Annotated in this window: 7 protein-coding genes and 2 tRNA genes; 3 read left to right on the top strand and 6 right to left on the bottom strand. The window is 54.2% G+C overall.

The window, feature by feature from the left end; genetic code table 11:
- Positions 1-13 precede the first annotated feature (13 nt).
- Together tcdA and mltA are read right to left on the bottom strand one after the other, a co-directional pair.
- The gene (gene tcdA / locus J4613_RS13845; RefSeq protein ID WP_000117748.1) at positions 14-820 is read right to left on the bottom strand and encodes a tRNA cyclic N6-threonylcarbamoyladenosine(37) synthase TcdA; all 807 of its coding nucleotides are present in this window, start codon (positions 818-820) and stop codon (positions 14-16) included.
- A 109-nt stretch (positions 821-929) separates the two neighbouring features.
- Positions 930-2,027 (bottom strand): murein transglycosylase A, encoded by a 1,098-nt coding sequence (mltA, locus tag J4613_RS13840; RefSeq protein WP_000678626.1) that lies wholly within the window; start codon positions 2,025-2,027, stop codon positions 930-932.
- Between the two features lie 207 nt (positions 2,028-2,234).
- Between mltA and J4613_RS13835 the strand changes: the two genes are divergently transcribed.
- Both J4613_RS13835 and J4613_RS13830 read left to right on the top strand, forming a co-directional pair.
- A tRNA-Met gene (locus J4613_RS13835) sits at positions 2,235-2,311 on the top strand.
- A 29-nt stretch (positions 2,312-2,340) separates the two neighbouring features.
- Positions 2,341-2,417, top strand: a tRNA-Met gene (locus tag J4613_RS13830).
- Positions 2,418-2,526: 109 nt separating this feature from the next.
- Here the strand turns inward: J4613_RS13830 and amiC are convergent.
- The gene (gene amiC, locus J4613_RS13825) at positions 2,527-3,780 is read right to left on the bottom strand and encodes an N-acetylmuramoyl-L-alanine amidase AmiC (protein ID WP_000011919.1); all 1,254 of its coding nucleotides are present in this window, start codon (positions 3,778-3,780) and stop codon (positions 2,527-2,529) included.
- A gap of 232 nt (positions 3,781-4,012) precedes the next feature.
- Here amiC and argA point away from each other — a divergent pair, with 232 nt between their 5' ends.
- Complete coding sequence (argA, locus tag J4613_RS13820; protein ID WP_000588964.1) at positions 4,013-5,344, top strand: amino-acid N-acetyltransferase; 1,332 nt, start codon at positions 4,013-4,015, stop codon at positions 5,342-5,344.
- 102 nt (positions 5,345-5,446) lie between these two features.
- Here argA and recD read toward each other — a convergent pair whose 3' ends face one another.
- The 3 genes from recD to ptrA are packed head-to-tail and all read right to left on the bottom strand — an operon-like array spanning position 5,447 to position 13,705.
- Positions 5,447-7,282, bottom strand: a complete 1,836-nt coding sequence (recD, locus tag J4613_RS13815; protein ID WP_111742244.1) for an exodeoxyribonuclease V subunit alpha — start codon at positions 7,280-7,282, stop codon at positions 5,447-5,449.
- Positions 7,279-10,824, bottom strand: coding sequence for an exodeoxyribonuclease V subunit beta (gene recB, locus J4613_RS13810; RefSeq protein WP_001000533.1), 3,546 nt, complete (start codon positions 10,822-10,824; stop codon positions 7,279-7,281). Before recB ends, recD begins: the two co-directional genes overlap by 4 nt.
- Positions 10,817-13,705, bottom strand: a complete 2,889-nt coding sequence (gene ptrA / locus J4613_RS13805) for a pitrilysin (RefSeq protein ID WP_001138256.1) — start codon at positions 13,703-13,705, stop codon at positions 10,817-10,819. Before ptrA ends, recB begins: the two co-directional genes overlap by 8 nt.
- Positions 13,706-13,820 lie beyond the last annotated feature (115 nt).

Genomic DNA, 13,820 nt, shown 5'->3' with positions numbered 1-13,820 from the left:
CCGCCCCGTCCTTTTATTCTTGTCGCGCCGCTTTAGCCATGATCTTCTTCAGCGCATGGGAAACGGCGACAAAACCGAACGTTGCCGTCACCATCGTCGCCGCGCCGAAGCCAGAGGCGCAATCCATCCGTTTTGGCCCTTCTGCGGTAGCTTTCATCGCGCATACGGAACCGTCCGCCTGTGGGTAAACCAGCGCTTCGGTGGAAAAAACACAGTCCACGCCCAGCTTACCTTTACTGTTCTTCACTACGCCAAAATTATGTTTCAATCTCTCACGCAGTTTTGCCGCCAGCGGATCCTGGATAGTTTTCGCCAAATCAGCGACCTGGATTTGCGTCGGATCGATCTGCCCGCCCGCGCCGCCTGTGGTCACTAAAGGAACCTTATATCGGCGACAGTACGCAATCAGCGCGGCTTTTGGACGAACGCTGTCAATGGCGTCAATGACATAGGTAAAACCCGCGTTCATATAACCCGCCACATTATCCGGCGTGATGAAATCATCGATAACCGTTACCCGGCACTCCGGGTTAATTTGCCGAATCCGTTCGGCCATCACTTCCGCTTTCGCCAACCCGACGTTATCACGCAACGCATGGATCTGACGGTTCGTATTGGTCACGCAGACATCGTCCATATCAATCAGCGTAATCGCGCCGATGCCCGTACGCGCCAGCGCCTCTGCCGCCCATGATCCCACCCCGCCGATTCCCACGACGCAGATATGCGCCTCAGCAAACCGCTGCAGCGCTTTTTCACCGTACAGACGCGCGGTGCCGCCAAAGCGTTGGCGCCAGGCATCACTTATCACCACTGACATATGACCTCAGAATAAAAAAAGGTGAGGTTATTCCTCACCCCTGCTCACTATTTTCAGGCCCGATAGCGATCGCGTTATCGGGCAATCCGGTTGTCGCAGAATACCACAATCAGCCGCTAAACACGTTACCGGCGCCCGGCGCGCTTTTTAACACCCAGACGCGACCATAGTGATTATACCATCCGGCACGATGCCCGGCATCCGGGCCGATCCCCTGGTAAATATCAAAGTGCTGGCCTTTAATCGCTCCGCCGACATCCAGCGCGACCATCAAACGTAGCTCATACTGACCGCTAAATTTACCGTTGTTATCCAGCAACGGTACTTCCGCCAACAAGGTCGTGCCAGGCGGAATGATGCTGCGGTCGGAGGCGACGGATGCTCGCCCAATCAGCGGTACGGCGCTGGCGCCTTTGACCGGCGCAAAAGATTGCGGCTTAAAGAAGACGAACGATGGGTTCTGCTCCAGTAATTCACGCACTTCCGCTTCGCTGTGCTTCTCTCCCCATTCGCGTATAGCCTGCATCGACATATCTTCTTTTTTCACTTCACCGCGATCGATAAGCACTTTACCAATACTGCGATAAGGCCAGCCGTTTTTACCGGCATAACTAAAGAAGTTCAGCGGACTACCGTCACCGAAATCAATATAACCGCTGCCCTGGACATCCATAATAAAGTTATCCATCAGCGAATTACTCCAGGCCAGGATGTACTTATCGCTCAGCGCGCCTGCGTAGATCTGAGCGCGGGACGGTAAGCGTCCGCGTTTTGGCGGCATACTATAGATAGGATACTGGAACGCGCCCTGGCGCGTATGGCGAGCCTGAACGACGGGCGTATAGTAGCCCGTGAACTGGACGTTACCGTAGTTGTCGGTGCCTTCCATCTGCCAAGCATCGATACCAAACTGACGCATAGTGCGCGTATCGCCTCCGGAACGTAACCAGTTCTGGACAGCGTTATAGACGTTGCTTTGATTGGTGTATAAACGCGGCGACGCGGAACGGATCTGGTTGACCTGCTCGGCAAAGTCTCCAGCATTAATCGGCGCGCCCACTGCGTCCGGCTGGTTTACCAGGGAGAAGGGCTGGGTAAATTTCCCGTCCTTATATTGCTGACCGCGATCGGTCGGTTTTGATGAACAGGCAGCCAGCATTGCCAGCATTACGCCTGTCGCCACATATTTTGCCCAACGTCCTTTCATGGTGTCTCGTCTTCTGCGTAATCGAAAGTGCCCGGTGAAGATAACAAACCGTCCGAAGTAATGAAATGCGATCGCGATCTCATTATGTAAATTCGTTTAAAAATCGTGCTATCTGCGGTGTATTTGCGCAATTCATGAGAAATTAGCGATTTATATGAAAAAAGGGTTGCAACAAAAGCTCAGCGGAGTATAGTGCGCATCCACGGACGCGGGGTGGAGCAGCCTGGTAGCTCGTCGGGCTCATAACCCGAAGGTCGTCGGTTCAAATCCGGCCCCCGCAACCAATTACAATGAGAATGCAAGTTTAGACGGACGCGGGGTGGAGCAGCCTGGTAGCTCGTCGGGCTCATAACCCGAAGGTCGTCGGTTCAAATCCGGCCCCCGCAACCAACTTAATGAACACCCTTACGGGTGTTTTTTTGTATCTGTCGTCTGGTCCGCAACGACAGTGCGGGCAGCATCCTACTTACCCGCGCAATAAACTCGCCGTCATCTCAGGTTAACTTCTTCTCGCCAGCGTCGCCCCATCGGCAAAATACGCTTTAATGCCCGCCAGAATCGACTCTGCGACCTGTTGCTGGAACGTCGCGGTCTTGAGCTTGCGTTCTTCTTCAATGTTACTGATAAACGCCGTCTCGACCAGAATAGACGGAATATCGGGCGCCTTTAACACCGCAAACCCCGCCTGCTCGACCTTGTTTTTATGCAGGTCATTAATTTTACCAAGCTGCTTCAACACCGCTTTACCGAATTTCAAACTATCGGCAATGGTCAGCGATTGCACCATATCGAACATCGTATGGTCGACATAACGGTCACCGCTTTTGCTCACGCCGCCAATTAAGTCCGAGGCGTTCTGCGTTTGCGCCAGATATTTCGCCGCGGTACTGGTGGCGCCTTTGGTCGATAGCGCGAATACGGATGAACCGCTAGGCTGCCGGCTGGTGAAGGCATCCGCATGAATAGAGACAAACAGGTCGGCGCGCTGTTTCTGCGCTTTCGCCACCCGGACTTTTAACGGAATGAAGATGTCTTCATTGCGCGTCATATAGACCTTCATGTTGCCTTCTTTTTCGATCAACGCGCGCAGGCGGCGGGCTATCTGGAGCACCACGTCTTTTTCACGCGTTTTGTATTTGCCTATCGCGCCGGGGTCTTCGCCGCCGTGTCCCGGATCAAGCATAATAACAATGGGGCGGTCGCGCCCCGCTTTACCGGGCTGCGGCCCGCTTTGCGAAGGCGGCACCTGCTTATCCAGATCGCCTTTATTGTAGTCTTCCAGCAGCGCCAGCAGCGGATCCTGCATATCCTGCGCATTGGCAGGATAAAGATCCATCACCAGACGTTCTTTAAAGCCTGCCACAGGCGCCAGCGCAAATAGCTGCGGCTTCACGTTTTGTTTTAGCTCAAAGACCATACGCACAGTCTTAGGATCAAACTGCCCTACCCTTGCGGATTTGATATACGGATCGTCGCTGCGAATCTGCGCGCCAATGCCTTTAAGCACCGAGTTCAGATTCACATCCTCAATATCTACTACCACGCGGTCCGGGTTACTTAAGGCAAATTGTTTATATTTCAGCAGACGATTCGACTCTACCGTGACGCGGGTATAGCTGGACGCAGGCCAGATACGCACCGCAACGACCTGGCTTACGGCAGCCAGCCCGACCTGGCTCACGCTTAATAGCCACATGGCGCCCGCGCCTTGTAGTAAACGGCGACGGCTGATTGCTGAATTGGCTCCCGACATGCTTCTCCCGAGCAAAAACTAAATAGAGATCATACAAAGTTCATCCAAATTGACCGGAAACTTTAGCGAATGACGCATAATCTGTCATCTATAAAAGGGTAAACATTCTTTTTATATTCACGGCATTACTAAGAAAAGCGATCGGACCGCATAAAATTTACGCTTGCACAGAGGGCAAAAACAGAATAAAAATACACTAATTTCGAATAATAATTCACTAGTGGGGCGCGCAATGATAAAGGAACGTAAAACCGAACTGGTAGAAGGGTTTCGCCATTCAGTTCCCTATATCAACACCCATCGCGGAAAAACCTTTGTCATTATGCTCGGCGGCGAAGCCATTGAGCATGACAATTTTTCCAGCATCGTTAGCGATATCGGGCTACTGCATAGCCTCGGTATTCGCCTTGTCGTGGTGTATGGCGCGCGACCGCAAATCGACGCCAATCTGGCCGCGCATCATCATGAACCGATTTACCACAAAAACACGCGGGTGACGGACGCCAAAGCACTGGAGCTGGTGAAACAGGCCGCCGGTTTACTCCAGCTTGATATTACCGCCCGTCTGTCGATGAGTCTGAACAATACGCCGTTGCAGGGCGCGCACATTAATGTCGTCAGCGGCAATTTCACCATTGCGCAGCCGCTGGGCGTTGATGATGGCGTGGACTACTGTCATAGCGGCCGTATCCGGCGCATTGATGAAGATGCGATCAACCGCCAGCTGGATAACGGCGCGATCGTTCTGATGGGGCCGGTCGCCGTCTCAGTGACCGGCGAAAGTTTTAATCTGACCTCAGAAGAGATTGCCACTCAACTCGCCGTTAAACTGAAAGCGGAAAAAATGATCGGTTTCTGTTCTTCTCAGGGCGTTACCAATAGCGAGGGCGGCATCATTTCTGAACTCTTCCCGAATGAAGCACAGGCGCGGGTGGAAGAGTTGGAAGCGCAGGGCGACTACAACTCCGGAACCGTACGTTTTTTGCGCGGCGCGGTAAAAGCCTGTCGTAGCGGCGTTCGTCGTTGCCATCTGATCAGCTATCAGGAAGATGGCTCGCTATTACAGGAACTGTTCTCGCGTGACGGTATCGGTACGCAGATCGTCATGGAGAGCGCCGAGCAGATCCGCCGCGCCACCATCAACGATATTGGCGGTATTCTGGAGCTTATCCGCCCACTGGAACAGCAGGGCATTCTGGTACGCCGTTCCCGTGAACAACTGGAGATGGAGATCGATAAATTTACCATTATTCAGCGCGATAATATGACTATCGCCTGCGCGGCGCTGTATCCTTTTGTGGAAGAGAAAATAGGCGAAATGGCCTGCGTAGCGGTACATCCGGATTATCGCAGCTCATCGCGTGGAGAAGTGCTTCTGGAGCGGGTTGCCGCCCAGGCGCGGCAAATGGGGCTGCGTAAATTGTTTGTGCTGACGACGCGCAGTATTCACTGGTTCCAGGAGCGCGGTTTCACGCCTGTCGATATTGAGTTACTGCCTGAGAGCAAGAAAAAAATGTATAACTATCAGCGACGTTCAAAGGTGCTGATGGCGGATTTAGGATAACGAGGGGGGCCTGATAGCGCTGCGCTTATCAGGCCTACGCTCGAAAGCGTCATTTGGAGGCCGGATAAGACGCTACGCGTCGCCATCCGGCGAGAACTCGTCTTATCCGGTACGACTGACTTCATCAAATAAGGTGGCTAACCCGCTGCGCCGTTCCGTTCGCGTCACAATCGCGCCTGCCAGGATCCGTTCATCGGCATACAGCGATAACCGCCGCCGCGCCCGCGTAACAGCGGTATACACCAGCTCCCGCGTCACGACCGGCGAACGTTGGCTGGGTAAAATCAGCGCGGCGTGATCAAATTCAGACCCCTGTGATTTATGTACCGTCATCGCCCAGGTTGTATCATGTTCCGGCAGACGGCTGGGCTGAACGGACTTGATCGTGCCGTCCGGTATCACAAACCAGACGCGTAACCCCTGCCCGCGATCGAGCGCAATACCAATATCGCCGTTAAATAGCCCCAACGCGCTATCGTTGCGCGCAATCATTACCGGACGCCCTTCATACCAGCGAGAATGCGGATGCCGCTGAATTTTTCGTTGCTGCACCATCGCCTGCTCAATGCGGTCATTCAGTCCCCTCACGCCAAATGGGCCTTCGCGCAGCGCACAAAGCAGTTGATACTCATTGAAAGCCTGAAGGATTGCCTCCGGCGTCGCTTTTTCATGCAGCAACCGCAGGTAGCGACCATAGCCCGCCAGCGCTTCATCCAGCATCCCGGCATAATCGTCGCTGCTTTGCAATGTACGCTTCTCTATATCGCTAAACCCCTGCTGAAAAACAGCCTGGATTGCCGACCTGTCGCCGCAGTTAATTGCCGCCGCCAGCTTGCCGATGCCAGAATCGCTGCCGAAACGATAGCTCTTTTGCAACAAACAGAGGCTATCGCGTAAAGATGCGGCTTGCGTTCCGGCCCCCGCCGGAATGGCGCTACCAGTGAGTCGACTTAGCTGTCGGGCGCGTTCCGCCGTAAACCCTGCGTTGACATAGGCGCAAATATCGCCCAACACAGCGCCCGCCTCAACGGATGCCAACTGATCGCGATCGCCAAGAAAAATGACCCGCCCGTGCGGCGGCAGAGCGTCAATCAAACGTGACATCATCGGCAAATCAATCATTGATGCTTCATCGACCACCAGCACGTCCAGATGTAGCGGGTTGCCCGCATGATGGCGTAATCGCTGGCTGCCGGGCTGTGCGCCTAGCAGTCGGTGCAGCGTACTGGCGTCCTCCGGTATACGCTTTTTCTGCGCATCGGTAAGTGGAAGCTGACGCAACGCCGCGCCGAGCGACTCCGTCAGGCGTGCGGCCGCTTTCCCGGTCGGCGCTGCCAGCCGGATACGGCAACGTTCGCCATCCGCCATTTGAATTAATGCCGCCAGCAGCTTCGCGACGGTGGTGGTTTTACCGGTGCCGGGACCGCCTGAAATCACGGAGATACGGCGAGTTAGCGCTACGGCGGCGGCCACCTTTTGCCAGTTCACCTCGTCTGTCGGAGGGAATAGCGCGTCCAGAATACGGGATAACTGATCTTCATCTACGGCGATGGCCTGGTTAACCTCGTTAAAAAAGCGCGCAACCGTACGCTCGTTGCACCACATGCGATTCAGGTAGAGACGATCGCCGCACAGAATTAACGGCGCGGGGCTATCGCCGCAGCTAACCGCCGCAGACGCCAGTAACCGCTTTTTCCAGTCGATTGGCGTAGCCGTTTCGCTTATCCAGGCGACCAGTAAGGGATGCGCCTCCTCCGTTAACGTTAAACGCGACAACGGCAGACACACGTGACCTTCACCTGCGTCATGACTAAGCAGCGCTGCCGCCAGCGTCACGGCGGGATCGTCGTTACCGGCGACGGTTAAAGCAAACTGGGCATCAATGGGCCGTAAGAGTTTTTGTTCAACGGCCTCCAGCAACCGCTCCTGGATTGTCATTGCGCCTCCTCACTCATTTCACCTGCAAACATATCATCCAGTTGGTTAATTAACGCCGCCGCAGGACGAGTGGTAAAAATACCCTGCTGCGGACGTTCGCTATCCACCCCGCGTAAAAAGAGATAGATGACGCCGCCGAAATGGCGTTCATAGTCGTAATTCGCCATTCGATGACGAAGGTAACGGTGCAATGCCAGCGTATAAAGCTGGTACTGCAAATCATAGCGATGCGCCTGCATCGCCGCAGCCATCGCCGTCTGGGTATAAGCGGCGCTATCCTCGCCCAGCCAGTTAGATTTATAGTCGAGCAAGTAATAGCGCCCCTCATAACGGAACACCAGGTCGATAAAGCCCTTTAACATGCCGCGAACCTGCATGAAATCCAGCGCAGGGCAACCTGCTGAAAGCGGGTCGTACCGACGAATCAACGCATCCAGCTCTCCGGCGGTAAGCGGCTGGGCAATCGGCAGATAAAACTCCATTTCGACCTGTTTTTCACGCTCGGTCAGCACGCTCAGACTAACGCCCGTCTCGTTAAGGGGAACGTGTAACACGGTGTCCAGCCAGCGGGTAAGTACGGGCTCCCATCGCGTTTCAAAACCACTCAGCTCCAGTTTTTCCTGTACCCATTGGGGGTCTATCGGTTGAGTAAAATCAAGCTCTTCAAACAGGCTGTGCAAAAATGTTCCCGGCGATGCCCCGCGAGGAAAGTGATGCGGCGTCATTGCCGGCGCTTCCGCCGCTTCGCCAACGCCTGCGGCGTCAATGTCGAGACGAGGAATAAGATCTTGCGCCACGCTATGTCCCCGCTGCTGCAAACCGGAATAACTGGTGACGCGCCAGCTATCATAAAGCAGGCGTTGCAGCGTTCTGGCGCTGAGTTCCGCATGCGATGCAGCGGCAATTTGCCAGCGGTCGTTATCCGTGTTGCCTGGCGTTCGACACACGATATCCTCGTCGCATAGCGCCTCAATACAGGCGCGAAGGCCTGCGGCATCCATCGGTTCGCCTTTTTGCAGGAGTCGCCCAAGCGCGCTTTGGTGCACATCCGTCTCGCCTTTCTTATCGCTGCGACGCCGTACCAGCGGCGCGACGCCGAGGCTGCAATGCCACACTGCACGGGTCAGCGCGACATAAAGTAGGCGCAGGTCTTCCGCCAGGCGTTCGGCTTCCGCCAGTGCTATGCTCTCTTCGGCATGACTAAGGTCCAGAACCGCCTCGTAGGAGTGCCTGTCGTGATAAAAAGCCTGGTCCTGCACGCGGAAATGGGTGATAAAAGGTAACCAGACCAGCGGGTATTCCAGACCTTTCGATTTATGAATGGTGACGATTTGCACCAGATGCTTATCGCTTTCCAGACGTAGTTGCTGGCTGGAAGCATTGCTATCGGGTTCAAGGATATGTTGCGCCAGCCAACGCACCAGCGCATGTTCGCTTTCCAGCTGCGAACCGGCTTCCTGTAACAGTTCGCTAATATGCAGAATATCCGTCAGCCGACGTTCGCCTCCCGCTGTCGCCAGCAGGTTTTCAGCAATATTGCGCGCCGACATTAGCGCGCGCAGCATAGGCATCACGCCGCGTTTATGCCAAATCTGTCGGTAGCCATCAAACTCTTCAACAACCGCATCCCACGCATTTTCATCATTGTTAAGCGTTTCGATATCCAGCGCGGTAAGGCCCATCATTGATGTCGCCAGAGCGCTACGCAGCGTATTCTCACGTTCGGGCGCCATCACCGCCTGCAACACCCACAGCATTTCCTGCGCTTCGAGCGTTTCGAATACGCTGTCGCGGTTTGAAAGATAGACGGAAGGGATCGCCAGTAAGGTCAGCGCATCCCGTATCAGCGCGGCTTCCCGCCTGCTGCGCACCAGCACGCTGATATCCGAGGCACGAACGGGCCGCGACGAATCGCCGTTCGTCAGCAGCGCGTCGCCCGTTTGCCCGGCACGCAGCCAGTCGCGAATTTGTGTGGCGCACACCTGCGCCATATAACTTTGATAATCGCCCGAACCGCAGCTTTCTCCCTCCATTAGCCACAGGGTCATCGCCGGTTGAGGCGCGTCATTCACTTTAAATTGCAGCGACTGGTTTCTGGGCGCAAACTTTACCGGACTGAAGGGAATATCGCGGAACATAAAGGCGTCGTTCATCTGACTGAACAGCTTGTTAACGCTATTCACCATCCCCGGCGCGGAGCGCCAGTTAGTGTCAAGCGTATAGTGCGCGCTCACTTCGCTGCGAGCCTTCATGTAGGTAAAGATATCCGCGCCACGAAACGCATAAATCGCCTGTTTAGGATCGCCAATCAGCAATAGCGCCGTATCGGGTTGATGTCGCCAGATACGGCGAAAAATACGGTACTGTTGTGGGTCGGTATCCTGAAATTCATCGATCATCGCCACCGGAAAACGGGTACGAATCGCCGCAGCCAGCGCCTCGCCGCTTTCACTACGCAGCGCGGTATCTAAACGGCTGAGCATATCGTCAAACCCCAGCTCGCCGCGCCGGCGTTTTTCCTGAGCCACCGTTTCACGGATCTCTGAGAGCGCTCGGGTAAGAACCAGATCTTTAATCGATAGCGGTTCGCCTAACAGGTTATCGATGGCGACAAACAATGGGTGCTGGGGCGTCACGCCGCCAGCTTTGGTGCGCTCAGCTAAAAAACGCTGTGAAAATTTTCCCAACGCCTCAGGTAATTGATAATTTTTAGTCTCTTCTTGCGCCCACGCGGTGATCTTTTCGATCCATTTCGCCTGATTGCCGCGGTTGAATTTTCTGCGATCGATGCCGGATGATTCGATTAGCGCGTCCAGCTCGCTAACCGCCTCACACCACTGCTGCTTCACCTGGTTGATACGCGCCAGGATCTGTTCATGACGCGATGCCAGCGTCTCCTCCTGCGATGGCGGCGCTTTAATGACCGGCGCTTCGCCCTGCAGATAACGATCGATATCCTTTAAGAGCGCCTTCGGTCCCTTCCACACGTCAAACACCACCTGCGCGATGTCGCGCGGCAGCGGATAGCAATGACGCCGCCAGAAATCGGCGCAGGCCTGATAACGCAACAAAGATTCGTCTTCAATAAGCTGTTGCTCAAACAACATACCGGATTCGAAAGCGTTCAGGCTGAGCATACGCTGGCAAAAACCGTGGATGGTAAAGACCGCGGCCTCGTCCATTTGTCGTTCCGCCAGTAATAACCACTGCGCGGCCTGCTTTTTATCGCTAATTTCTTCCAGCAAGCGGGCATACAGCGGATTATCCGTGCTTTCCCGCAGACAGGCGATGCGCAACTCATGGATATTACTGCGGATTCGCCCACGCAGCTCTTCAGTGGCGGCCTCCGTAAAGGTTACCACCAGCAGTTCTTCAACGGTCAACGGACGGGGAAATGCGGCACTGCCGCCTAAACCGAGCAATAACCGCAGATACAGCGCCGCGATAGTAAACGTTTTGCCTGTGCCCGCTGATGCTTCAATCAGACGCTCGCCTGTCAGGGGCAAGCGTAGAGGATCAAGAGTCTCGGCGACATCATTCATTCTTTTCGCTCATTAGAGGTAACGTTTGCTGCAATGCGCTGACGTTATCCCACACTTTCCAGCCTGTCGGATGCACGTATTCTGCTTTTCCATTCTGGCTACCAGCAATCTGTGACAATATTGCCATACCTTGTGGTTCCACCACCGCCTGGTGGAAGAAGTCGGCAAGCTTTTGTGGCGTCAGCAATTTTATCTGAGCGATGATTTTATCACGCGAGTCAAAGCGCATATTACCCCGATCGAAATCCTTGCTTAAACGGGATGCTTCTTCGCCCAACGTTTGCGGCGCCTGGCGCATTTGCGTAATGATCGCCTGCTGAATTTGGGCGAACTCTTCCGGCTTCATCGCCCTCAGCTTCGCCTCGGCGTCAGGGAAAAATGCCTGATAGCGTTGCCACAGGTAAGAGGGCTGTTTATCGTTGCTCTGTAGCAGGAATCCCATTCCCCACTGACGGCCAACGCTCATCGGAAAGGCAAAAACGGCGTATCCCAGTTGCTCTTCGGTTCGTAGCTGATTGTAAAACCACGGTTGAACAATCTGACCTAACATCGCGCTGTAGGCGGCGCTGACATACTCGTCGTAGCCGACCGGGACAAAGACCGCGGCTAACGCGGAGTCGGTGCTACTGCCCGCTTTTTCAAATATTACGGACTGCTTTTTCTCAACCACCACGTCTTTGTTACGACACCACGCCGATCCGTTCGCCGCGAGCTGTTTTTGGACATCTTGCGCCAGAGAGGTCGCCTGGGCTTCGCTCATATTCCCTATAACCAGAAATTCCGGACGAGCGCCCGTTTTTAACGCATTACGATAGGCCATCACCTCTTTTAACGTAATGGACGGCAGCAAAGCGCGACGTTCATCACGGGAAAAATAAGGCACCTGCGAAATCATCTGCACCGGCATAATCGCCTGTTCGTAGGCTTTTCCCTTCTCCGCAGAATCCATCATCTGCGTATACCAGGATTTCGCCTGCGCCAGCTGTTCCTCCGTGGCGTCGTAGCTAAAATATCCTTCCAGCAGCGCCAGGAAAAGCTGCGGCAAACGCTGGGTATAACCGTTCGCAGTGACCATCAGACCATTGTTGGCGTTAGTGGAAAAGCTAATGCCGCCCACTGCCGCCTGGTTGCTGAGCTGATCGAGCGCCATTCCCGCCAGATAATCATTAAGGGCGAACAGTACCTGATTGCGGGCGCTGTCCATCGCCTGCGGGTTACGCAATACCACGCTCACGTCAGCTTTTGGCTCGCTGGCGAAATAACGACTCGGCGCATAAACCACGCGCAAATCCGCTTTATCGACAATCAGTTCTGGCCGCACGTAGTTTTTGTCATTCTTAACAAGCGAAAAATCATCAGGAATATAGGGGTTTAACTCCGGCAGCGACAACGCAATGCCCTGTGCTTTTTGCTGCCAGTTTTTAAACGTCTGTTCGCTAATCTTATCGACCTGATAAGGCGCATCCACAAAATACGCAATCTTATTATGGGGTTCCTGGGGACTGATGTACCAGATGCGCGCATTCTGCGGCGTCATCATCGCCAGGCGATTTTTGATAGCGGCAGGATCGTAACGATCGGCGATATTCGCCGCATCCAGCGTATGCGCTACCGGGACGCGGATCATAGTGTCCGCCAGCCACTCGACATAGTCCATATCGCGGGTAATCGACGGATAGCGGAAGTCGAGATCCAGCACATGCGCCAGCTCGTCAAAGTAACGTTTATCTATCCCTTTTTCACGTAACGTATTGAGATAGCTAAAGATAGCTGCGACGACTTCATCACGATTGGCCAAACCTTTATCAGTCAGCGTTGCCGAAATGGCAAATACGCCGCTGTTACCATTAACAATCGGATCGGAATCCGCGCTAATACCTTCGACCAGTCCTTGTTTTTGCAGCCAGTCAGAGAGCGTCCCCGGGCTACGATTGCCAATCAGATAAGAGACCAGTTCATCGGTCTTGCTACGGAACTGCGCGCTATTGTTATCAATACGAAACTCCACGCGCAGCACTTTACGCGGTAGCGCCGGCACGTAATGAATAATGATGCCCTTCTGCGCCTCGGTGATGACAGGTACGGTAATTTCCGGTTTTTTAATCTGTTTATTCGGCACGCGACCATAGGTTGCGGCGGCAATACTCGCCAGTTCCGGCAAGGGTTTATTACTGTAAATCACCGCCTTCATCAGATTAGATGAATAGTATTTTTCATGAAAAGCGATCAACGCCTGTTGCACCGGATTTCCCGGCTTATCGCTTAGCGTTTCCAGATTGCCGCCAGAAAAGTGCGAGCCTGGATGCGCCGGGTTAATGGTTTCGGCGCTTACCTGCGCCATACGCATACCGTCGCGGGTGCGCGCCATCGTCAGCTCGGCATTCACCGCGTTTCGTTCGCGTTCGGCATACTTTTTATTGAGCAATGGCGCGGCAATGGCGTCGGCCAGTCGATCTACGGCACCTGGAAGCGCGTCGTTTTCAACCTCCAGGTAGAAGGCTGTTCGATAAGGCGCGGTGCTGGCGTTGTGGCTACCGCCATGTCTTTTAAGGTATTCGGCAAGGCTATCCGCCTGCGGATATTTTTTTGACCCCATCAGGCACATATGCTCAAGATAATGAGCAAGCCCCTGATGAGCCTCAGGATCTTCAAGCGATCCAACGGGCACCACTAACGCTGAAAGCGACTTTACAGCCTGCGGATCGGATACGAGCAACACCACCATGTCATTATCAAGACGTATCGCCTGATACTGCCGGGTATCTTTATCGCTTTTACGGATAGTTTCTTGCAGCGGTTGCCAACCGATATCCGCCTGAACTGCAGGCCCCCAGAGGGCGACCAATAACAATAACGCTTTGAACCAGGTGCTGCGGGGCATTCACGGACCTCATCATTAACTTTCATTCCCACTCATCTGTATGGTCACGTAAACCATCGACCTGAGCGGAACGGGATATTATTGTGCTGAACCAGGCAGCATTTTTTTATCAGTA

It is taken from the genome of Salmonella sp. 32020114201800008SM (assembly GCF_017572025.1).
GTDB classification, from domain to species: Bacteria; Pseudomonadota; Gammaproteobacteria; order Enterobacterales; family Enterobacteriaceae; genus Salmonella; species Salmonella enterica.
The sequence above is the reverse complement of the archived record's forward strand: the minus strand, read 5'-3'. Positions and strand labels throughout refer to the sequence as shown.

What these genes read in the sequence shown, in the direction of transcription:
- tcdA (WP_000117748.1), bottom strand. Translation starts at nt 820, where the DNA reads ATGTCAGTGGTGATAAGTGATGCCTGGCGCCAACGCTTTGGCGGCACC.
- mltA (WP_000678626.1), bottom strand. Translation starts at nt 2,027, where the DNA reads ATGAAAGGACGTTGGGCAAAATATGTGGCGACAGGCGTAATGCTGGCA.
- amiC (WP_000011919.1), bottom strand. Translation starts at nt 3,780, where the DNA reads ATGTCGGGAGCCAATTCAGCAATCAGCCGTCGCCGTTTACTACAAGGC.
- argA (WP_000588964.1), top strand. Translation starts at nt 4,013, where the DNA reads ATGATAAAGGAACGTAAAACCGAACTGGTAGAAGGGTTTCGCCATTCA.
- recD (WP_111742244.1), bottom strand. Translation starts at nt 7,282, where the DNA reads ATGACAATCCAGGAGCGGTTGCTGGAGGCCGTTGAACAAAAACTCTTA.
- recB (WP_001000533.1), bottom strand. Translation starts at nt 10,824, where the DNA reads ATGAATGATGTCGCCGAGACTCTTGATCCTCTACGCTTGCCCCTGACA.
- ptrA (WP_001138256.1), bottom strand. Translation starts at nt 13,705, where the DNA reads ATGCCCCGCAGCACCTGGTTCAAAGCGTTATTGTTATTGGTCGCCCTC.